20 protein-coding genes and 1 tRNA gene are annotated in these 20257 nt (G+C 62.0%); 14 read left to right on the forward strand and 7 right to left on the reverse strand.

Features of this window, described 5'->3' with window-relative positions:
• Positions 1 to 279 precede the first annotated feature (279 nt).
• A complete protein-coding gene (locus BRD58_RS14025) occupies positions 280 to 573 on the forward strand; it encodes a hypothetical protein (RefSeq protein WP_012849521.1) in 294 nt (97 codons plus the stop codon).
• A 451-nt stretch (positions 574 to 1024) separates the two neighbouring features.
• Here the strand turns inward: BRD58_RS14025 and BRD58_RS14030 are convergent.
• A tRNA-Arg gene (locus tag BRD58_RS14030) sits at positions 1025 to 1101 on the reverse strand.
• 198 nt (positions 1102 to 1299) lie between these two features.
• Here BRD58_RS14030 and folD point away from each other — a divergent pair.
• The gene (gene folD / locus BRD58_RS14035) at positions 1300 to 2157 is read left to right on the forward strand and encodes a bifunctional methylenetetrahydrofolate dehydrogenase/methenyltetrahydrofolate cyclohydrolase FolD (RefSeq protein ID WP_069579670.1); all 858 of its coding nucleotides are present in this window, start codon (positions 1300 to 1302) and stop codon (positions 2155 to 2157) included.
• Positions 2158 to 2277: 120 nt separating this feature from the next.
• Complete coding sequence (ybcJ, locus tag BRD58_RS14040) at positions 2278 to 2490, forward strand: ribosome-associated protein YbcJ (RefSeq protein ID WP_012849523.1); 213 nt, start codon at positions 2278 to 2280, stop codon at positions 2488 to 2490.
• A 63-nt stretch (positions 2491 to 2553) separates the two neighbouring features.
• On the opposite strand, the gene cysS is transcribed toward ybcJ, so the two are convergent.
• The gene (gene cysS / locus BRD58_RS14045; protein ID WP_012849524.1) at positions 2554 to 3939 is read right to left on the reverse strand and encodes a cysteine--tRNA ligase; all 1386 of its coding nucleotides are present in this window, start codon (positions 3937 to 3939) and stop codon (positions 2554 to 2556) included.
• Between the two features lie 188 nt (positions 3940 to 4127).
• On the opposite strand from cysS, the gene ppiB reads away from it, so the two are divergent.
• Positions 4128 to 4622 carry a peptidylprolyl isomerase B gene (gene ppiB / locus BRD58_RS14050; protein ID WP_073383429.1) on the forward strand — a complete coding sequence of 165 codons (495 nt, stop codon included), beginning with the start codon at positions 4128 to 4130 and terminating at the stop codon, positions 4620 to 4622.
• Positions 4623 to 4630: 8 nt separating this feature from the next.
• On the forward strand, positions 4631 to 5410 hold the full coding sequence (gene lpxH / locus BRD58_RS14055; RefSeq protein WP_015462160.1) for a UDP-2,3-diacylglucosamine diphosphatase: 780 nt from the start codon (positions 4631 to 4633) through the stop codon (positions 5408 to 5410).
• On the opposite strand, the gene BRD58_RS14060 is transcribed toward lpxH, so the two are convergent.
• Positions 5353 to 6723, reverse strand: a complete 1371-nt coding sequence (locus BRD58_RS14060) for a sensor domain-containing diguanylate cyclase (protein ID WP_073383433.1) — start codon at positions 6721 to 6723, stop codon at positions 5353 to 5355. The two genes, lpxH and BRD58_RS14060, sit on opposite strands and share 58 nt — an antisense overlap.
• A gap of 273 nt (positions 6724 to 6996) precedes the next feature.
• Between BRD58_RS14060 and purE the strand changes: the two genes are divergently transcribed.
• Positions 6997 to 7506, forward strand: a complete 510-nt coding sequence (gene purE / locus BRD58_RS14065) for a 5-(carboxyamino)imidazole ribonucleotide mutase (protein WP_012849527.1) — start codon at positions 6997 to 6999, stop codon at positions 7504 to 7506.
• Positions 7503 to 8573, forward strand: a complete 1071-nt coding sequence (gene purK / locus BRD58_RS14070; protein WP_015462162.1) for a 5-(carboxyamino)imidazole ribonucleotide synthase — start codon at positions 7503 to 7505, stop codon at positions 8571 to 8573. Before purE ends, purK begins: the two co-directional genes overlap by 4 nt.
• 3 nt (positions 8574 to 8576) lie before the next feature.
• On the opposite strand, the gene ybbP is transcribed toward purK, so the two are convergent.
• Together ybbP and ybbA are read right to left on the reverse strand one after the other, a co-directional pair.
• Positions 8577 to 10979: a putative ABC transporter permease subunit YbbP gene (gene ybbP, locus BRD58_RS14075; RefSeq protein WP_073383438.1), complete on the reverse strand. Its 2403-nt coding sequence runs from the start codon at positions 10977 to 10979 to the stop codon at positions 8577 to 8579.
• Positions 10976 to 11662 (reverse strand): putative ABC transporter ATP-binding protein YbbA, encoded by a 687-nt coding sequence (ybbA, locus tag BRD58_RS14080; RefSeq protein ID WP_012849530.1) that lies wholly within the window; start codon positions 11660 to 11662, stop codon positions 10976 to 10978. Before ybbA ends, ybbP begins: the two co-directional genes overlap by 4 nt.
• Here ybbA and tesA point away from each other — a divergent pair.
• From tesA to BRD58_RS14115, 7 genes are all read left to right on the forward strand, one after another.
• On the forward strand, positions 11630 to 12292 hold the full coding sequence (gene tesA, locus BRD58_RS14085; protein WP_073383442.1) for a multifunctional acyl-CoA thioesterase I/protease I/lysophospholipase L1: 663 nt from the start codon (positions 11630 to 11632) through the stop codon (positions 12290 to 12292). The genes ybbA and tesA overlap by 33 nt on opposite strands.
• Before the next feature lie 42 nt (positions 12293 to 12334).
• Positions 12335 to 13120: an SDR family oxidoreductase gene (locus BRD58_RS14090; protein ID WP_069579195.1), complete on the forward strand. Its 786-nt coding sequence runs from the start codon at positions 12335 to 12337 to the stop codon at positions 13118 to 13120.
• A gap of 66 nt (positions 13121 to 13186) precedes the next feature.
• Positions 13187 to 14041 carry a co-chaperone YbbN gene (locus tag BRD58_RS14095; RefSeq protein ID WP_015462164.1) on the forward strand — a complete coding sequence of 285 codons (855 nt, stop codon included), beginning with the start codon at positions 13187 to 13189 and terminating at the stop codon, positions 14039 to 14041.
• Positions 14042 to 14319: 278 nt separating this feature from the next.
• On the forward strand, positions 14320 to 15060 hold the full coding sequence (locus BRD58_RS14100; protein WP_012849534.1) for a nucleoside recognition domain-containing protein: 741 nt from the start codon (positions 14320 to 14322) through the stop codon (positions 15058 to 15060).
• Entirely contained in the window at positions 15060 to 15536 is a 477-nt protein-coding gene (locus BRD58_RS14105) for a YjiG family protein (protein ID WP_015462165.1), read from the forward strand. The genes BRD58_RS14100 and BRD58_RS14105 overlap by 1 nt, the downstream gene beginning before the upstream one ends.
• Positions 15537 to 15552: 16 nt before the next feature.
• On the forward strand, positions 15553 to 16668 hold the full coding sequence (locus BRD58_RS14110; protein WP_012849536.1) for a M20 family metallopeptidase: 1116 nt from the start codon (positions 15553 to 15555) through the stop codon (positions 16666 to 16668).
• A 164-nt stretch (positions 16669 to 16832) separates the two neighbouring features.
• Positions 16833 to 17054, forward strand: coding sequence for a YdcH family protein (locus BRD58_RS14115; protein ID WP_015462166.1), 222 nt, complete (start codon positions 16833 to 16835; stop codon positions 17052 to 17054).
• Positions 17055 to 17118: 64 nt separating this feature from the next.
• Here BRD58_RS14115 and eno read toward each other — a convergent pair whose 3' ends face one another.
• A complete protein-coding gene (eno, locus tag BRD58_RS14120) occupies positions 17119 to 18420 on the reverse strand; it encodes a phosphopyruvate hydratase (RefSeq protein ID WP_069579198.1) in 1302 nt (433 codons plus the stop codon).
• 80 nt (positions 18421 to 18500) lie between these two features.
• Positions 18501 to 20138 carry a glutamine hydrolyzing CTP synthase gene (gene pyrG, locus BRD58_RS14125; RefSeq protein WP_012849539.1) on the reverse strand — a complete coding sequence of 546 codons (1638 nt, stop codon included), beginning with the start codon at positions 20136 to 20138 and terminating at the stop codon, positions 18501 to 18503.
• Positions 20139 to 20257 lie beyond the last annotated feature (119 nt).

The raw sequence follows: 20257 nt of genomic DNA on the forward strand, positions 1-20257 counted from the left end.
CGCGCTTATAATAAAAAACCGGGTTATTCAGCGCTCAAGAGAAGAATAAATACGCCGACTCCTATAAATAATGACTTTCAGCCATGCTGTATATATCGCGCTAGCACGATTGGGTGAACCATATATAAAACATTGCAAGCCGATAAGTTTGACCCATGACAACTTTTAACAGGATAAAGCCACTGCGAGTTACCCTTGCCTATGCTATTCCTTATATTGCTGTGTGCACGGCAACGTTAATTGAGTAGGACAACTTCTCTATCCCCAAAGGAAATTCATATGCAGAATTTAACTGGAAAGTGGCTGTGTCATGGTGATGGAATGACCTATCATATTACGCAAGATGGAAATTCCGTATTTGTTTCCGGATCAGGCAACGGCTGCCATAACGTGGGTTTTGGTATTATTGACCCACAGGATAAATCCGTTGTATTAAACTGGGCCGATCTTCCTGATAGCAAAGGGTTTGGCGCAAAGGGCACCTGCTATATTGATGCCAGCCATCCCGGCGTGCTGAAGAAAAAAGAGGGATCGGCCAGCTATGCTATCGGAAACTTTGAAAAGGTAGCCTAACCTGGAATCACCCCATCGCCGCACGCGATGGGGTATTACGCGAATATCAGATGTTTCCTCCATCCACGCAGCAGGGCGCCTCTGACGATTCGTCGCGCGTCGCGACTAAACGCTGTCTCACCATAATACGGTGGCCGCCTGAACGCTCTCATCATCCAGCGCCGCCGCGATAGCGCAGCCGGAAGACGCGAATCCCATCCCCCATGTGTCCACGCTCAGCGATCTCGCTTACCGAGCGATGGCGCGTCTCTGCCGTTGCCCTACGGATGCCAGGTCGACGGCGACAGACGTGACACCACAGGGCACTATCGCCTTGATCGCAGCGCGAGACGCCCCCAACGCGGACGAGATATCGCTCGCCTACGCGTGACGTAAGGCGGCTGCAATGGCGATGATGATATTGATTTTATTGGTTTTTATAGAAAGAGGGAGAACTGACTGGACGTGTTATTGGTGCGCCCTGCAGGATTCGAACCTGCGACCCACGGCTTAGAAGGCCGTTGCTCTATCCGACTGAGCTAAGGGCGCATCGGAAAATCACCGGTGCATCTGCCTGATGTTTCAGGCGGAATGGGATTATACGGCCCAACTCAGGTGAGTCAATGCCTTTCACCGTAAAACGCGCCTAGCGGGTATTGATGGAGATCAATATTCACCTGACAGCGGGCCAGCCATTTGCGACAATGGCGACATCCCCGCAACATAACCAGGATGGATCAGCTCACCATGACAGCAAAAATTATTGATGGGAAAACGATTGCGCAGCAGGTCAGAAATGAAGTGGCGGCACGGGTGCGACAGCGCCTGGCGGACGGCAAACGGGCGCCGGGACTGGCGGTCATTATGGTCGGTGACGATCCGGCCTCTCGCATCTACGTCGGCAGCAAGCAGCGCGCCTGTGAAGAGGTCGGCTTTCTCTCCCGCTCCTATGCGCTGCCGGACAGCACCGATGAGGCCCAGCTGCTGACGCTGATCGATACGCTCAACGCCGACGCGGCCATCGACGGTATTCTGGTACAGCTGCCGCTGCCCGTCGGCATCGATAACAGCCGCGTGCTGGAACGCATCCATCCGGACAAAGACGTGGATGGTTTTCACCCCTATAACCTGGGCCGCCTGTGCCAGCGCACCCCCAAGCTCCGCCCCTGCACCCCGCGCGGTATCATTACCCTGCTGGAGCGCTGCGGCATCGAAACCCAGGGGATGGATGCCGTGATGGTCGGCGCCTCCAACATCGTGGGGAGACCGATGGCGCTGGAGCTGCTGCTGGCCGGCTGCACCACCACCATCACCCACAGCCGCACCCGTAACCTGCAGCAGCACGTCGAGCGCGCCGATCTGATCGTCGCCGCCGTCGGTAAACCCGGCTTTATCCCCGGCGAATGGGTCAAGCCCGGCGCGGTGGTGATCGATGTCGGCATCAATCGGTTGGAAAGCGGTAAGGTGGTCGGCGACGTCGACTTTGCCGGCGCCGCCCAGCGCGCCAGCTGGATTACCCCGGTTCCCGGCGGCGTCGGGCCGATGACCGTCGCCACCCTGATGCAGAATACCCTGCAGGCCTGTGAGGCGTTTCACGACGACTAAGCCTTCGGCGCGCCATCGTGTCCCAGACGCAGCTTTCCCGTGCGCCGGGCGCTGCAGGCTGGCACAATAGCGGCGTGTCCGCCCGCGCGGCGGTTAATTTTTAAGGCAAGAGAAAAGACCATGCAAACTTTCCATCTGGACAATCATCCGCACGTCGAGCTGTGCGATCTGCTGAAGCTGCAGGGCTGGTGCGACAGCGGCGCCCAGGCCAAAAACCTGATCGCCGAGGGCCAGGTCAAGGTCGACGGCGCGGTCGAAACGCGCAAGCGCGCGAAGATTGTCGCGGGCCAGGTGGTCGACTTCGCCGGGCAGCAGGCGCGCGTCATCGCCTAAGCTGAGCACCAGACGTCAAAAAGCCGGACCCAGGTCCGGCTTTTTGCGCGTTATCGCTCGGCCTTACTTACGCCGCCAGGTGGTGCCCTGCGGCCCATCCTCCAGCACGATCCCCATCGCATTCAGGCTGTCACGCGCCTCATCGGCAAGCGCCCATGCTTTGGCGGCGCGGGCATCGTTGCGCTGCTTAATCAGCGCCTCGATCTGCGCAACCTCGTCATCGCCTGCCGCGGCGCCGCTCTGCAGGAAGTGCTCCGGCGTCTGCTCCAGCAGCCCCAGGACGTGGGCCAGACCGCGCATCTGCGCCGCCAGCGCACTCGCCTGCGCCATGTCCTCCCCTTTCAGACGGTTGATCTCACGCGCCATGTCGAACAGTACGGAGTAGGCCTCCGGCGTGTTGAAGTCATCATCCATCGCCGCCCGGAAGCGCGCGGTAAAGGTCTCATCCGCCGCCGGCTGCGCCGCGGCGTCGGTGCCGCGCAGCGCGGTATACAGACGCTCCAGCGCCGCACGCGCCTGCTTCAGGTTCTCTTCGCTGTAGTTCAGCTGGCTGCGGTAGTGGCCGGACATCAGGAAGTAACGCACCGTCTCCGCGTCATAGTGCGCCAGCACGTCGCGGATGGTGAAGAAGTTGCCCAGCGACTTGGACATCTTCTCGCGATCGATCATCACCATGCCGGAGTGCATCCAGTAGTTGACGTAGGCGCCGTCGTGGGCGCAGGTCGACTGGGCAATCTCGTTCTCATGGTGCGGGAACATCAGGTCCGAACCGCCGCCGTGAATATCAAAGTGCGCGCCCAGCTGCTTGCAGTTCATCGCCGAGCACTCGATGTGCCAGCCGGGGCGCCCTTCGCCCCACGGTGACGGCCAGCTCGGCTCGCCCGGCTTGGACATCTTCCACAGCACAAAGTCCATCGGGTTGCGCTTCACGTCGGCCACCTCCACCCGCGCACCGGCCTGCAGCTGCTCCAGATCCTGGCGCGACAGCACGCCGTAGTCCGGATCGGTATCGACGGCGAACATCACGTCGCCGTTGCTGGCCACATAGGCATGATCGCGGGCGATCAGCTGCTCCACCAGCGCGATGATCTCGGCGATATGGTGGGTCGCGCGCGGCTCCACGTCGGGACGGGCGATATTCAGGGCATCAAAGTCGCGATGCATCTCCGCCAGCATACGCTCGGTCAGCTGCTCGCAGCTCTCCTTGTTCTCCAGCGCACGCTTGATGATTTTATCGTCCACGTCGGTCACGTTACGCACATACTTCAGCCTGTAGCCCAGGTAGCGCAGGTAGCGGGCCACCACGTCGAAACAGACAAAGGTTCGGCCGTGACCGATGTGACACAGGTCGTAAATGGTTACCCCACACACATACATACCGACTTCACCGGCATGGATGGGTTTAAATTCCTCTTTCTGGCGACTGAGTGTATTAAAGATTTTAAGCATCGGGGGTATCCGTGATAGTTGCTGATAACGGGATAGAAACGTAAAGGTTATACTAACGCAGCGCCCGGAGAGAATGAAGCCCGGGAGCAGCGCCCTGCGAATATTCCCGGAGAAAGAGGTGCCAGCGGCAGGGGCATCGGCTACAATCATCCCGCTTGCTTCAATCATCATAAAACAGGATTATTGTTATGGTTACTTTCCACACCAATCATGGTGACATCGTCATCAAAACCTTTGACGACAAAGCGCCGGCTACCGTTGCCAACTTCCTGGAATACTGCCGTGACGGCTTCTACGACAACACCATCTTTCACCGCGTGATCGATGGCTTCATGATCCAGGGCGGCGGTTTCGAGCCGGGCATGAAACAGAAAGCCACCAAGGCACCGATCAAGAATGAAGCCAACAATGGCCTGAAGAATACCCGCGGCACGCTGTCCATGGCGCGCACCAACGATCCGCACTCGGCGACCGCCCAGTTCTTCATCAACGTCGTTGATAACGACTTCCTCAACTTCCGCTCCGAGCGCCCGGACGGCTGGGGCTATGCCGTATTCGCCGAAGTGGTAGAAGGCATGGACGTGGTCGACAAGATCAAGGGTGTCTCCACCGGCCGTAACGGCATGCACCAGGATGTTCCGCGTGAAGACGTGATCATCCAACGCGTTACCGTGAGCGAATAATCGCCCGAATGGCAACGCTGTTCATCGCTGATTTACACCTCAGCCAACAGGAACCGGCGATCACCGCCGGTTTTCTGCGCTTTCTTGCCGAAGAAGCCCCTCAGGCAGAAGCCCTATACATTCTGGGCGACTTTTTCGACTACTGGATAGGGGATGATGACCCCCAGCCGCTGCACCAGCACGTCGCCGAGGCGCTGCGCCGTCTGAGCGACAGTGGCGTGCCCTGCTACTTCATTTGCGGTAACCGCGATTTTTTACTGGGTAAGTCCTATGCCAAGCGCTGCGGCATGACCCTGCTGCCTGATGAACAGATCATTACGCTATACGGTCAGCCGATTCTGCTGCTGCACGGCGATACCCTGTGCAGCGACGATCGCGACTACCAGCGCTACCGACGCCGGGTTCACAACCCCTTGCTACAGTGGCTGTTCCGCCGCCTTCCCCTGCGCCTGCGCCTGAAGATCGCCGCCGGTATGCGCCGACAGAGCCAGCGCAGCAACAGCGCCAAGGCGATGACCATCATGGATGTCAACCAGGAGACGGTCTGCGCCACTCTGCAACGCCGCGGCGTTCAGCGCATGATCCACGGCCATACCCATCGCCCGGCCCTACATCACTTTAGCCTGGACGATGGCCGCTGCGCCCTGCGCGCGGTGCTGGGTGCCTGGCATACCCACGGCTCGATGATCCGGGTCGACGCACAGGGGATACATCTGATCGAGCTGCCCGCTCACCCCGCCGAGAGCGAGCCCATCACGACGCGGTTACGCCCCGCCAGCTTGGCCTGATACAGCGCCATATCGGCCTGCGCCACGCACGCCTGGGCGCTCTGTCGACTCTCCTCGCAGACAACGCCGCCGATGCTGAGGGTCACGCTCAGTGGGGTGCCGTCCAGCGCTGTGAGCGGTAGCGCCGCCACGTCGCGACAGATCCGCTCGGCTATCGCGCGCGTCTGCGCCGCGTCCGCGTGGTACAGTAATACGCAAAACTCATCGCCGCCGACGCGCGCCACCACGTCCTCTGGACGGGCTCCCCGACCGATAGCCCGAGCCACCTCGCACAGCACCCGATCGCCGCTCAGGTGGCCATAGCGATCGTTGATCAGCTTAAAGCGATCGATATCCATCATCAGCACGCCCAGCGGGTATGTCGCGCCGCACTGCGGCAGCGCCCGCTGCAGACACCCATAGTAGTAAGCGCGGTTAAAGGTCTGCGTCAGGCCATCGCGGATCGCATTGTTGTAGCTGATGGCATATTCGATCTGTATACGACGGTAGCGCTGAAAAATGTCATATAAGAAGATCTCCATGACGTAAAAATTGGCCACCAGCCCAAACAGCAGAGATCCATACCACCCTACGCTGCTCACCTGGGGAGAGCGCCACTGCAGCACAAACCCGCCCAGGATGATCAGGCTGGCCAGCGTCACCGCCAGCCAAAAGCGCGTCGCCAGACGGGTTTGCCAGATCAGCAGCAGCGCCAGCGCCCCCCACAGCGTACACATAAACGGCAGCACCACCTGTCGATACCCTGCCTGATAATTCTGCGACACCTGCAGCAGCCGTGGCTCGAGCCACAGCGAATGCAGCGAGTGGTTGGAGAGCAGCAGTGCGCCCAGCGCGACCGCGACGCTCATGGTCAGGCTCAGCGCCACCACCGGGCAGAGCGCGATGGCGCCTTTCTCCTGCCGGCGGTAAAGGTACAGCGCATACAGAAACAGCATTGCCATTCCGCTATAGCGGATTAAATAAAATAAAACAAAGTCATTCAGCGTTAACGCATTTTTATATTCCGGAAAAAAGATATCTTGGCAAAATAATAAACTACAGAGAAGGAGCGAGGCCGAAAGTAGGTAGGATACGATTAACGGGATCTTATATATTTGCTGGCGCTCGCAGTTAAATTGCATAAAAATAAATAACGCAATAAATATATGCATGATCAGCAAAATAGCGTTACATACGGCGATAAAGCCGCGCAGTAGTACCATAGGCTGCGCCGCCGTCAGGAAGATCAGGCAATAGCACACCAGCGTCAGAAATAATAATAATATTCCCAGCGGACCGCCGCCGCGGGACAATAGCGTCGTGATCCATTTCATGGACAGTCCTTAAACAATATAGCGTCAGACTATCTCTGGCGTTGAGCGGTAGAGGTCCCCAAATAGCCCTTCATGGACTACTACTTTTATAGTAGATGTTTCCCTCGCATTACGCTAACCGATAGCGTAACGGCGCTGACTTTCCCCGGCGCGGCGGCCACGCAAACGTTTTCCTCACCTGAAAAGCTATGCTATGCTTTGCCCCTCTTATCTGTAGGGCCGCCGGGATCGGGCGGCCATTCACCGCCACCGAGTTAGAGGAGCACGCCATTCATGTCCGCCAGCGCCGCACCGGCCAGGATCGCCATCGTCATGGGGTCCAAAAGCGATTGGGCCACCCTGCAGTTCGCCGCCGAAATCCTGACGCAGCTTGAGCTGCCCTGCCACGTGGAGGTGGTATCAGCGCACCGTACTCCGGATAAGCTGTTTCACTTTGCCGAGCAGGCGGCGGCGCGCGGGCTGCAGGTCATCATCGCCGGCGCCGGCGGCGCGGCTCACCTGCCCGGCATGCTGGCGGCCAAAACCCTGCTGCCGGTGCTGGGCGTACCGGTACAGAGCGCCGCGCTGAATGGGGTCGACAGCCTCTACTCGATAGTACAGATGCCGCGCGGCATCCCGGTCGGCACCCTGGCCATCGGCAAGGCGGGCGCCGCCAATGCCGCCCTGCTGGCGGCCCAGATCCTGGCGCTGCATGACGAAGCGCTGAGCCGCCGCCTGGCCGCCTGGCGCCAGGCGCAGAGCGACGAGGTGCTCAGCCATCCCGATCCGCGGGAGGACGCATGAAGCCGGTTTGCGTACTGGGCGATGGCCAGCTGGGGCGCATGCTGCGTCAGGCCGGAGAACCGCTGGGGATCCCGGTCTATCCGGTGGGTATCGAGGCCGATCCGCACAGCGTCCCCTGGCAACAGGCGGTGATCACCGCCGAAATCGAACGCTGGCCCGACACGCCGCTGACCCGCGAGCTGGCCAGCCACCCGGCCTTCATCAACCGCGATATCTTCCCGCTGCTGGCCGATCGCTACAGCCAAAAGCAGCTGCTGGACGAACTGGCGCTGCCGACGGCGCCCTGGGCGCTGCTGGCCGCGCCAGAACAGTGGCCCGCCCTGTTTGAACGCCTCGGCCCGCTGGCCATCGTCAAGCGCCGCACCGGCGGCTATGACGGGCGCGGTCAGTGGCGTATCCGCCCCGGTCACGAACCCCAGCTTGATGCCGAGATCTACGGGCAGTGTATTGTCGAGCAAGGGATCAACTTCATCGGCGAGGTCTCGCTGATCGGCGCCCGCGCTCAGGATGGCCGCTGCGTTTTCTATCCCCTCACCCATAACCTGCATCAGGACGGCATTCTGCGCGCCAGCCTGGTCTTTCCGCAGCCGGAGAGCTTTCTGCAGGAGAAGGCGCAGGCGATGCTGCAGCGCATCATGCAGCGCCTGGAGTATGTCGGCGTCATGGCGATGGAGTGTTTCGTGGTGGATGACGACACCCTGCTGATTAACGAGCTGGCGCCACGCGTACACAACAGCGGGCACTGGACCCAGAACGGCGCCTCGATAAGTCAGTTCGAGCTGCACCTGCGCGCGCTGCTCGGCCTGCCTCTGCCGCACCCGGATGTCTCCACCCCCTCCGTAATGATCAACCTGATCGGCACCGCGCTGGACACCGCATGGCTAAGCGGCCCGCTGGTGCACCTGCACTGGTACGATAAGGCGGTCCGTCCGGGACGCAAGGTGGGCCACCTCAACCTGAACCACTTCCAGTCCCAGCGGCTGGTCAGCGCCCTGGATACCCTGCGCGGCCAGCTGCCGGCGGAGTACCAGGACGCCCTGGCATGGGCCGGCGCGCGGCTGAGCTGAGCATCAGCGCGCCGAGGGACGACGCAGCAGCCCTCTTCCCAGTCCGGCGCCGCAGATCCCCAGCAGCAGCGCGGCGCCCGGCGGCAGCAGTAGCCACATCGGCCAGGCGGGCTGCCAGGGAAAGTCAAACACCTGCCGCTGCAGCAGCCACAGCGCTGCCTCGGCGGCAGCGGCGGCCACCGTGCCCGCCGCCAGTCCCAGCAGCATGAATTCGGCATACAAGGTGCGACGCAGCACCCGTCGCGATGCGCCCAAGATCCGGTAGATCTGCAGCTCCTGGCGGCGCTGCTCCATCCCCACCTGCACCTGAGCCAACAGCAGCAGTACCCCGCACAGCACCACCAGCAGCACCATCACCTCCAGCGCTCGCCCCACCTGATCCAGTATCTGACGCGCTTGCAGCAGCAGGGCGCCCATATCCACCAGCGTCAGGGTCGGAAAGCGGCGGTTAAGCTCAGCCAAGAGCCGCGTATCGCCGTCATAACGTAGGCTGGTGAGCCAGCTTTGCGGCTGCCCCTCCAGCCCACCGGGCGGGAAAATAAAGTAGAAATTGGGGCGCAGGCTCTCCCAGTCTACCCGCCGCAGGCTGGTCACTCGGGCGCTGAACTGCCGACTGTCGCCGCTAAACGTCAGGCGATCGCCCAGCGTCAGCCCCAGGCGTTCAGCCACCCCTTGCTCCACCGAGACGCCCCCCGCGCCCGGCGGCCATTCACCGGCCAGCAGCGGGTTTCCCGGCGGCAGCGACGCCAGCCAGGTGAGATTCAGCTCACGGTTTAGGGACTCATCGCCCCCCTGCATGACCGGCGGACGCCCGTTGATCGCCGTCAGACGCGCCAGCGCAATGGGATAAAACCGCTGTGGAGTGACGCCGTGGGCGTGCAGGAACGCCTGCAGCGGCTCGCGCTGCGCCGCGCTGATGTTGAACAGAAAGTAGTTGGGGCTGTCGGGCGGCAGCTGCTGACGCCAGCGATCGAGCAGATCGCCGCGCAGCATCAGCAGCAGCGCCAACAGCATAAAGGAGAGCGAAAAGGCCGCCAGCTGACTCAGGGTTGCCCCCGGCTGGCGCAGCAGACGCCCCAGCGCCAGACGCAGCGTCAGGCTGCCCGGCGCCAGTCGGCGCAGGCTCCACAGCCCCAGCCAGCCGCACAGCGCCAGCAGCAGGGCCAGCAGGGCCATCCCCAGCAGCAGCGACCACATCAGCGCGCTGGCGCCGACCAGCCACAGCAGCCCGCCGCCCAGCAGCAGCGCCATCAGCGGCAGGTAATAGCGCAGGGGCCAGATCGGGCTCGGCGCGTCGGCGCGCAGCACCCGCAGGGGCCGCATCGCCAACAGCTGACGATAGGGTCGCAGGGCGGCCAGCAGCGCCATCAGCGGGATCCCCCCCAGCGCCCACAGCCAGGGCCAGAGGCCGGGCGACGGCAGCGCGGCGGGCAGCAGCGGCGTCAATAGCCACAGCAGCCCCCGCTCGACCAGCAGCCCCAGCCCCGCCCCCACCAGCAGCGCCGATCCCAGCAGCCATAGCCACTGTCCGACCACCCACTTCAGCAGCAGACGCCGCCCGGCGCCCAGCGTCTTCAAGAGCGCCACCAGCGTATGGCGGCTACGGCAGTAGTGCCCCATCGCCACGCTGACGGCGGCCATGGCCAGCAGCAGCGTCAACAGCGCCGACAGCAGCAGAAACTGCTGCGCCCGCTGCAGGGTACGCGCCAGCACGTTCGCGCCCTGAGCGGCCTGAGTCAGACGCTGATCCGCCTGCAGACGCGGCGTCAGATAGGCGTCGTAGCGCGCCAGCGCCTCGCGGCTGCCGGCCAAGCCATAGCGATAGCTCACCCGGCTGCCCGGTTGTACGATCCCGCTGCGCTCGGCGTCCGCCAGCGCAATCAGCATCCTGGGGGCGCTGCTCAGCAGGCTGAACCCACCGTCCGGCTCCCGTTCGACCTCGCCGACGACCCGCAGCGTCATATCCCCCACCTCCACGGCATCGCCGGGGCGCAGGGCGAGCTGCGCCATCAGCCGCGGAGCGACCAGCGCCTCGCCGGGGCGCGGCACCTGGCGCGGCGGGCGCGTCTCCAGCCGACCGTACAGCGGGTAGGCGTCGTCCACCGCCTTCACCTCCGCCAGCTGCAGCCGACCGCCGGCAAACGCCATGGTTGAAAATACCCACTGCCGGCTGACCCGGATCCCCTCCCGCCGGGCCTGCGCCAGCCACGCCTCGGGCACCGGCGTATAGCTGCGCAGCACCCGATCGGCGGCGATCGCCTCACGTCCCTGTCGCTGCAGCCCCTGATCCAGACGATCGCCAATCCGCCCCAACGCCAGCACGCAGGCCACCGCCAGCGCCAGCGCCAGCCAGACGATCAGCAGCGACGGAGTGCGCCATTCGCGCCAGAACCAGCGCCGGATCACGCGACCTCCCGCAGCGTTCCGTCCACCAGGCGCAGCCGCCGCTGGCAACGCGCAGCCAGCTGAACATCGTGGGTCACCATCACCAGCGTCGTCGCCTGGCGCTGGTTCAGCTCAAACAGCAGATCGGCGATGCGATCGCCGGTCTGGCGATCCAGGTTGCCGGTCGGTTCATCGGCAAACAGGATCTGCGGCCGGGCGCTAAAGGCGCGCGCCAGCGCGACCCGCTGCTGCTCACCGCCGGAGAGCTGGGCCGGCAGGTGGCGCAGACGCTGCCCCAGCCCCAGCTGCGTCAGCAGCGCCGCGGCGCGCTGGCGGCTGTCGTGCTCGCGCTCGCCGCGCAGCAGCGCGGGCAGCTGTACGTTCTCCAGCGCCGTCAGGGTCGGCACCAGCATAAAAGATTGAAACACAAAGCCAATATCGCGGGCGCGCAGGGCGGCGCGCCCCTCCTCATCCAGCTGTGACAGAGGCTGCCCCAGCAGACGCACCTCGCCGGCACTGGCATCGTCCAGCCCGGCCAAGATCCCCAGCAGCGTCGATTTTCCCGATCCCGACTCGCCGATCAGCGCCAGACTCTGTCCGCGTTTGACAACCAGGTCGACAGCAGTAAGGATGGAGATCTGGTTTTCACCCTCACCAACCCGTTTGGCGACATGATGAACTTCAATTACGTTTTGCGCTGGCATCGGATACTCCTGATGGTGGTCATGATCCTGTGTGGCCTGACGGCGGCCCGTGCCGATACACTGCTGGTGCTGGGAGACAGCCTGAGCGCCGCCTATCGCCTGCCGGAGCAGCAGGGCTGGGTTGCCCGCCTGGCCCAGCAATGGCAGCTGCGCACCCCGCCGCTGACGGTGATCAACGCCAGCATCAGCGGCGATACCGCCGAGCAGGGGCTGCTGCGCCTGCCGGAGCTGTTGCAGCAGCACCGGCCGCGCTGGGTGCTGATTGAACTGGGGGCCAACGATGGGCTGCACGGCATTGCGCCCGACGCCATCGCCGCTGCGCTGTCCGCGATCATCGAGCGGGTGCAGCGGGCCGGCGCCACCCCGCTGCTGATGCAGATCCGCCTACCGCCCAACTACGGTCGGCGCTACGGCGACGCCTTTGCGGCGATCTACCCTCAGCTGGCCGCGCGCTTTGGCGTCGCGCTGCTGCCGTTTTATATGGAAGCGGTGGTCGGCCACCCCGACTGGATCCAGGATGACGGCCTGCACCCCAACGCACTGGCCCAGCCGTTTATCGCCGACTGGATGGCGCAGCGCCTGCTGCCGCAGCTAACGCGCGCGGAGAACGGCGCGCCGTCTATTAATTAAACATGAATATTCAGCGACCAACAGAGCAACTTAGGTAAACTTATGCAAAAAGCCATCTTAATCACCGGCTGTTCCAGCGGCATCGGACTGGCGGCGGCCAAGGATCTGCACCAGCGGGGCTACCGGGTGCTGGCCGCCTGCCGTAAAGCGGAGGACGTCGCGGCGATGGAGGCCATGGGGATGGAGGGCATCACGCTGGATCTCGACAACGCCGAGAGCGTAGAGCAGGCCGCCCGTCAGGTGCTGGCGCTGACCGACGGGCGTCTGTACGCCCTGTTCAATAACGGCGGCTTCGGTCTCTATGGGCCCCTCAGCCAGATCAGCCGCGAGGAGCTGGAGCGCCAGTTTGCCACCAACCTGTTCGGCACCCATCAGCTGACTCAACTGCTGCTGCCGGCGATGCTGGCCCAGGGCGAGGGACGCATCATCCAGACCAGCTCCATCATGGGGGTGGTTGCCACCCCCGGGCGTGGCGCCTATGCCGCCAGCAAATATGCGCTGGAGGGCTGGTCGGATGCGCTGCGCATGGAGCTGCGCGGCAGCGGCGTACACGTCTCCCTGATCGAGCCCGGCCCCATTCGCTCGCGCTTTACCCACAACGTGCACCAGTGCGACAGCGCCAAGCCGGTGACTAACCCCGGCATCGCCGCCCGCTTCACCCTGACGCCGGAGGCGGTGCTGCCCAAGCTGCGCCACGCGCTGGAGAGTCCGCGTCCACGGCTGCGCTATCCCGTCACCGTTATCGCTCACGCGCTCAGCCTGCTGCGACGGATCCTGCCGGGCCGCGCGCTGGATCGCATCCTGAGTGGCCATTCGACGGCGCGCTAAGCTTGTAATTGCCGCCGCCGCCCCCATATCCGTTTTATCTAGCCGAAGGGATCGAGAGAAACCACCATGATCAACGCCACCGTAGTCAATATTACCGAAGCCAACCTACACCAGACGCTGGAGCAATCCATGTCGGTGCCGGTGCTGTTTTACTTTTGGTCTGCCCGTAGCCAACACTGCGAACAGCTCACGCCGGTGCTGGAAAAGCTGGCCGCCGAGTACGCCGGGCAGTTCATCCTGGCCAAGGTCGACTGCGACGCCGAACAGATGCTGGCATCCCAGTTCGGGCTGCGCGCCATTCCGACGGTCTATCTGTTTAAGGATGGTCAGCCGCTCGACGGTTTTCAGGGACCGCAGCCGGAAGAGCAGATCCGCGATCTGCTGGCCCGGGTTCTGCCCAAGCCAGAGGAGCTAAAGGCCGCCCAGGCGGCGGAGCTGATGGCCGACGGCAAGATGGCGGAGGCCCTGCCGCTGCTGAAAGAGGCCCATACCCTGGCGCCGACCCGCAGTGATATTACGCTGGCGCTGGCGGAAACCCTGATCGCCCTCAACCGCAGCGATGAGGCCAGCGCCCTGCTGGCGACCGTGCCGCTGCAGGATCAGGACACCCACTATCAGAGCCTGATCGCCCAGATCGAGCTAATGAAGCAGGCCGCCGACTCCCCGGAGATCCAGCAGCTGCAGCAGCAGGTCGCCGAACAGCCGCAGAACGTGGCGCTGGCCGTCCAGCTGGCCCTGCAGCTGCATCAGGTCGGGCGCAACGAGGAGGCGCTGACCCTGCTGATGGATCACCTGCGCCGCGATCTGGCCGCCGGTGACGGCGCGGCCCGCAAGACGCTGATGGACATTCTGGCCGCGCTGGGCACCGGCGATGCGCTGGCCTCTAAGTTCCGCCGCCAGCTCTACTCCCTGATGTACTGATCGCCGCTCTCTGCGCCCCCCCTCACTCCCTGCCCGCTGACGCCGGCGGGGATTTTTTTATGGCCGTCGCACCGACCGGTTCCCGGTAACATTTCTGCTATTCCGAACTGTTAGCACGGAATTCCGATTTTTCCACGTGCGATATCTCAAATTATTAATTAGTCGTATAAATAACCAATATTTTTCTTGCGCCAGGTCATATATTCTAAAAAACTATTACTGAATATTCGTATTCTTGTATTTTGTAACACTTCACACCTGGCATAAGGAAATGATCCATGAGTAGTCCAATCCCACCCAGCGCCCCGCCCGCGGAACAGCGCGTCGGCTTCGGTGCCTATGTCGCGCTGATCTTCGCAATGGTGTTCTTCTCCGGCCTGCTGGGCGGAAAAGAATGGTACGGCGTCTTCGACTTCACCACCCTCAACGGCGCATTTGGTAAGGTCGTAAGCGGCGTCAGCAGCGCCGGCGACGCGGTAAACGCCGCCACCAGCACCTTCCGCGGTAAGGGCGGCTCCGGTGCCATGGACGGGTTCCTGTTCGCCTTTGGCCTGATCCCGGCGGTGATGTTCGCTCTGGGGATGATTAACGTGCTGGAGCACTACGGCGCGCTCAACGCGGCCCGTAAGCTGCTGACGCCGCTGCTGCGCCCGCTGCTGGGGATCCCCGGCGCCGCCGGCCTGGCGATGATCGGCTCACTGCAGAGCACCGACGTCGGTGCCTCGCTGACCCGCAACCTCTCCGACGAAGGACAGATAGCCGAACACGAGCGTGACGTCTTCACCATGTTCCAGTTCTCCGCCGGTGCCATGATCACCAACTTCTTCTCCTCCGGCGCGGTGCTGTTCACCCTGATGACCCTCGATGGCACCCCGGCGGTACCGGCCTCCATCGGCCTGTGTGTGGCGGTGATGTTCGTGATGAAAATTTTCGGCGCCAACCTGATGCGCCTGTACCTGCGCCTGACGACACGTAACAGCGCAAAAACTGCAACCCATCCGGCACAGGGAGAAGCCTAATGTCTGCACCTATTTCTACCTCCGCGTCGAAGCCTATGATCACCGACGTCTTTGTCGCCGGCGCGCGCAAAGGCTGGAACATTGCCACCACCAGCACCCTGCCCAACGTCTTGATGGCCTTTGTGCTGATCAAGGCGCTGGAGATCACCGGCGCCCTGAAAGGAATGGCGCTGGTGTTTGGCCCGCTGATGGGGCTGTTTGGCCTGCCGGGCGAGGCCGCCGCCGTACTGATCGGCGGTTGGATGTCCATGGGCGGCGGCGTAGGCGTTGCCGTAGCGCTGTTCGACCAGGGTATCCTCACCGGGACCCATCTGGCGATCCTGGCACCGGCCATCTACCTGATGGGCTCTCAGATCCAGTATGCCGGGCGTATCCTCGGCGTTATCGGCACCGCCGCCAAACGTATTCCGGTGATGATCGGTATCTCCGTCATCAACGCCTTCATCGCCATGCTGCTCATGCGCGTAATTCTGTAACTCAAGGAGAGATCGGATGATACAACTGGAACAGTATCTGGACGAACTGCGCAGCGTGGTCAACGTCGACTGCGGCACCCAGACCCGCGACGGGGTCGCCCGGGTTGCCGATATCTTTACCGGCCTGTACCGCGACGCTGGCTGGCACGCGGAGCAGGTCGATCTGGGCGACCAGGTCGGGCCAGGGGTCTTTGTCACCAACCAGCCGCAGGCCGATCGCTACGATGTGCTGCTGGTCGGCCATCTGGACACCGTCTTCCCGCCGGGTACCGCCGCCGAGCGTCCGCTGAGCGTGCGCGATGGCCGCGCCTACGGGCCGGGCGTCTCGGATATGAAGAGCGGCCTGCTCAATATTCTGTGGGCCCTGCGTGGCCTGGAGGCGCACGATCGTCAGCGCCTGCGCATCGCCGTCGCCATGAACCCGGATGAAGAGACCGGCTCCGTCCACTCCCACGCCTGGATTGGCGAACTGGCCAAGCGCAGCGGCTGCGTGCTGGTGTGCGAAGCGGCGCGTGCCGACGGCTCCCTGGTCAAGGCGCGGAAAGGCATGGCCCGCTATCGCCTCAGCTTCCAGGGCGTCGCCGCCCACGCCGGTAACGATCCGGAGAAAGGCCGCTCGGCGATCACCGCTCTGGCCCACGCCATCATCGCCGTCAACCAGCTGGGCGACAGCGACAAGGGCACCACCCTCAACGTCGGCGTGATCAGCGGCGGCGACGCGGCCAACATCGTGCCCGACCACGCACAAGCCGTGGTCGATCTGCGCTTCTGGTGCAACGATGAGTATCAGCGCGTCAATCAGGCGCTGCAGGCCCGCTGCCAGCAGCCGTTCCTGGACGGCGTCAGCTGCACGCTGCAGCAGGATGCCCACACCCCGGCCATGGCGCCGTCGGGCGACACCGAAGCGCTGATGGCCCGCGTCGAGCAGGCCGGACGCGAAGAGGGGATCGCCATCACCTGGCAGGCGGTGGGCGGCGGCTCTGACGCCAACCACACCGCCGCGCTGGGGATCCCGTCGCTGGATGGCTTTGGCCCGATCGGCGCCGGCTTCCACAGCGCGGCCGAATACCTGGAGCTGGAGAGCATTGCCCCGCGCATTCGTCTGCTGCGCCGGGTGATCGCCGGTCTGTAATCTTCACATAGCCCCCTCCCCCAAGGGGCCGCACGCTGCGGCCCCTTCTTTTTATCACCGCGAATGCCCCCGACAAACTTCACCGACAACCTGCGACGCTGGTTACAAACTAGACGCCGTTTCTGTGCCATAGTAGACATGGGTTCTGACCAAAAGGAGGGCTTATGTTCCCAGAGTATCGTGATCTGATCTCCCGTCTGAAAACCGAAGACATCCGATTTGCCACCCTGTTCCATGAGCATAACCAGCTGGACCATGAGATCAGAAGGGCTGAAAACAGACCCGGCGCGGCCTTCAACGAGCAAATTGCAGAGATGAAGCGCGAAAAGCTGCGGATCAAGGATGAGCTGTATCAGATCCTGCGCTCGGAAGAGGCGATCAGCTAACCGTTACACCCGGACATAAAAAAACCCGCCGGCGGCGGGTTTTTTACATCAGAAAAGCAGCGGATTAATGCTGGCCTTTCACTTCTTTCAGACCGTTGAACGGTGCAGCCACGCCCAGCGCTTCTTCGATACGGATCAGCTGGTTGTACTTAGCAACGCGATCAGAACGGCTCATGGAACCGGTCTTGATCTGGCCAGCCGCAGTACCTACCGCCAGATCGGCGATGGTCGCGTCTTCGGTCTCGCCTGAACGGTGAGAGATCACGGCGGTGTAGCCAGCGTCTTTCGCCATCTTGATAGCGGCCAGGGTTTCGGTCAGAGAACCGATCTGGTTGAACTTGATCAGGATGGAGTTAGCAATGCCTTTCTCGATGCCTTCTTTCAGGATCTTGGTGTTGGTCACGAACAGGTCGTCGCCCACCAGCTGCAGCTTGTCGCCCATCACTTTGGTCTGATAAGCGAAGCCATCCCAGTCAGACTCGTCCAGACCGTCTTCGATAGAGACGATCGGATACTCTTTGGTCAGGCCTTCCAGGTAGTGGGTGAACTCGTTGGAGGTGAAGGATTTGCCTTCGCCTTTCAGTTCATACATACCGGTTTCTTTGTTGTAGAACTCAGAGGCGGCGCAGTCCATGGCCAGGGTAACGTCTTTACCCAGCACGTAACCGGCTTTCTCAACGGCTTCTTTGATAGCAGCCAGCGCAGCCGCGTTGGACTCCAGGTTCGGCGCGTAGCCGCCTTCGTCGCCCACGGCGGTGTTCATGCCTTTAGACTTCAGCACTTTAGCCAGGTTATGGAACACTTCAGAACCGATGCGTACCGCTTCTTTCAGGGTCTTAGCGCCAACCGGCTGGATCATGAACTCCTGGATGTCGACGTTGTTGTCGGCGTGCTCACCGCCGTTGATGATGTTCATCATCGGCAGCGGCATGGAGTATTTGCCCGGAGTACCGTTCAGCTCGGCGATGTGAGCGTACAGCGGCAGGCCTTTAGCGGCAGCGGCTGCTTTAGCGTTAGCCAGGGAAACCGCCAGAATGGCGTTAGCACCGAACTTGGATTTGTTTTCAGTGCCGTCCAGCTCGATCATGATCTGGTCGATGTTTGCCTGATCTTTGGCGTCTTTGCCGATGATGGCTTCAGCGATCGGGCCGTTAACGGCGGCAACCGCTTTCAGAACGCCTTTACCCAGGAAACGTGACTTGTCACCGTCGCGCAGCTCCAGCGCTTCGCGGGAGCCGGTAGAAGCACCTGACGGCGCAGCAGCCATACCGACGAAACCGCCTTCCAGATGAACTTCGGCTTCTACAGTCGGGTTACCGCGGGAGTCGATGATTTCGCGACCGATGACTTTAACGATTTTGGACATTAGGTTTTCCTCGATACAAGTTAAACTAAAACTCCAGACGACAGACGCGGAACCAAAGTCCCGCGCCTGCCCATAATCACTTATTTCACCTGACGTTTCTGGTATTCCGCCGCCGCTTTAACAAAGCCGGAGAACAGCGGGTGCCCATCACGCGGGGTGGAGGTGAACTCCGGATGGAACTGCGAGGCCACGAACCACGGGTGGTTAGGCAGCTCGATGATCTCCACCAGGCTATTGTCCGCTGAACGGCCGGAGACGCGCAGACCCGCGGCTTCGATCGGCTTCAGCAGCATGTTGTTCACTTCGTAGCGATGACGGTGACGCTCCACAATGCTCGGCGCACCGTACAGCTGGCGCGCCAACGTACCGTCCACCAGATTGCACTGCTGACCGCCCAGGCGCATGGTGCCGCCCAGATCACTGTCTTCGCTGCGCATTTCAACGTTACCTTCTTCATCACGCCACTCGGTGATCAACGCCACGACCGGGTATTTGCAGTCCGGCATGAACTCCGTTGAGTTGGCGCCTTCCATGCCCACGACGTTGCGGGCAAACTCCATCAGGGCAACCTGCATACCCAGGCAGATGCCCAGATACGGGATATTGTTTTCACGCGCATAGCGTGCGGTGGCGATCTTTCCTTCAATGCCGCGATAGCCGAAGCCGCCCGGTACCAGGATAGCATCCAGATCTTTGAGGATCTCGGTGCCTTTCGTTTCGACATCCTGCGAGTCGATCAGCTTGATATTAACGCTGACGCGGTTTTTCAGTCCACCGTGCTTCAGCGCTTCGATCACCGACTTATAGGCGTCCGGCAGCTCGACGTACTTGCCGACCATACCGATGGTCACTTCACCGGCCGGGTTGGCCTCTTCAAAGATAACCTGTTCCCACTCGGACAGATCCGCCGCCTGACAGGCCAGATTGAAGCGTTTGCAGATAAACTCATCCAGCCCCTGCGACTTGAGCAGCCCCGGGATCTTGTAGATGGAATCCACGTCTTTCAGGGAGATAACCGCTTTCTCCGGCACGTTACAGAACAGCGCGATCTTCGCGCGTTCGTTGGCCGGAATAGCGCGATCGGAGCGGCAGATCAGCACGTCAGGCTGGATACCGATAGAGAGCAGCTCTTTCACGGAGTGCTGGGTCGGCTTGGTCTTCACCTCACCGGCGGCCGCCATATATGGTACCAGAGTCAAGTGCATGAACATGGTGTGTTCACGACCGACGTCGACCGCCAGCTGGCGAATCGCCTCCAGGAACGGCAGCGATTCGATATCACCGACGGTGCCACCGATCTCAACCAGAACCACGTCGTGGCCCTCGCCCCCTTCCAGGATGCGCTCTTTGATGGCGTTGGTGATATGCGGGATCACCTGAACGGTGGCGCCCAGATAGTCGCCGCGACGCTCTTTACGCAGCACATCGGAGTAGATGCGCCCGGTGGTAAAGTTATTGCGACGGGACATTTTGGTGCGAATGAAGCGCTCGTAGTGACCCAGGTCCAGATCGGTTTCCGCGCCGTCTTCGGTAACGAAAACTTCCCCGTGCTGGATCGGGCTCATGGTACCCGGATCGACGTTGATGTACGGATCGAGCTTCATCATGGATACATTGAGGCCACGGGCTTCAAGAATGGCCGCCAGGGAGGCTGCGGCAATGCCTTTACCCAGAGAGGATACGACCCCGCCGGTCACAAAAATATAATTCGTTGTCATGCTGAACCTGAGAGTTAGGTTTAAAGACGATGGAAGAACCAGGACGGGACAGTAGTATACCCGAAGGTTTTATTTGCCACAAACGATCTGATCCCGTCCGCGCCATTTTCTGCGCCCAA

Source organism: Edwardsiella piscicida (genome assembly GCF_001896205.1).
Classification (GTDB): domain Bacteria; phylum Pseudomonadota; class Gammaproteobacteria; order Enterobacterales; family Enterobacteriaceae; genus Edwardsiella; species Edwardsiella piscicida.